Below are 1072 nucleotides of genomic sequence, written 5' to 3' on the forward strand. Positions count from 1 at the left end.
GCTCGGCGCGGGCGCGGGCCAGGCGCGCGGGGAAGGCCGTCAGCTGGGGCCCCAGCGGGTGGGTCTTCACCTTCTCCTCGGCCTCGTCCACCAGCCCGGAGACGAGCAGCCCCTCCACCTCCAGCTCCAGCAGCTTGACGCGCACCTCCTCGCGGTGCGTGCCCGCGGGGAAGTCCCGCAGGTAGGCGAAGAGCTTCCCGGCGTCGCGGGCCTGGGCGAAGGACTCGTCGTCCAGCTTGCGCTCCAGCTCCTCGCGGCGGGCGCCCGCGGCCTCTCCCTGGAGGAGCTGGGACACGCGCTTGAGGTCCGTGGTCGTCTGGACGTCGCGCTCCTGGGCCGCCTGCAAATGGGCGCGCGCCTCGTCGCGGTGGGTGCCGTCGGGGTGCTCGGCGAGGAACTGCCGCCACCCGGCCTCCGTGTCCGCCTCCTTCGCCGCGTTGAAGCGCAGGCCCTCCAGCAGCGACTTTGCCCGCTGCCGCTGCGGCGCGTCCGGGTACAGCGCCAGGAAGCGCTTGTAGGCGATGACGGAGTGCAGCCGCTTCGCCTCGTCGAACTCCAGCCCCTCGATGCGCCCCTGGGCCGTCAGCGCCTCGGGATCATCCGGGTGCTCGCGCAGGAAGTCCTGGTAGGCCTGCACGGTGTCCGCCTCGCTGGCCCGTTCGAAGGACGTGTGCGAGCAACCGGTGGCCAGGAGCAGCAGGGCGAGGGCGCGGCGGAAGGTGGGCATTCCCCTCCAGCAATACCCCACCCGCCCCCGGTCGAAAACCCGAGCCGCCCCGTCCGGTTGCCTGGGTGGTTTTCTTGCCTACACGCGCCAGCGGAGGGAGCCTCCGTCCCAGGACGCTACAGGACGAGGTGGCCATGAAGCTGGGCGCATGGATGGCGATGCTGGCGATGATGACGGGCTGTGCGACCGGGTCCCCCGTGGGAGCCTGGGTGGCGTCGGATGCCGTGCGCTACCGCTCCGCCTCCCCGCCTGCCTTCCCGCGCGCCACGCTGTCGTCGGAGGTGGCGGTCCGTCAGGCCCCGCGCCCCGCGAAGCCCCCACCCGCGGCAAGGCTCCGGCGGTGGC

Annotated in this window: 1 protein-coding gene and 1 pseudogene; one reads left to right on the top strand and one right to left on the bottom strand. The window is 73.1% G+C overall.

The window, feature by feature from the left end:
• A partial coding sequence (locus tag ACLEQD_RS44045; protein ID WP_410391885.1) for a tetratricopeptide repeat protein occupies positions 1-727 on the bottom strand: 727 nt, incomplete at its 3' end.
• A gap of 134 nt (positions 728-861) precedes the next feature.
• Between ACLEQD_RS44045 and ACLEQD_RS44050 the strand changes: the two are divergent.
• A pseudogene (locus ACLEQD_RS44050) lies at positions 862-1072 on the top strand (hypothetical protein); the annotation flags it as partial.

Origin of the sequence: Corallococcus sp. 4LFB (assembly GCF_046520365.1) — a bacterium.
In the GTDB taxonomy this organism is placed as follows: Bacteria; Myxococcota; Myxococcia; order Myxococcales; family Myxococcaceae; genus Corallococcus; species Corallococcus caeni.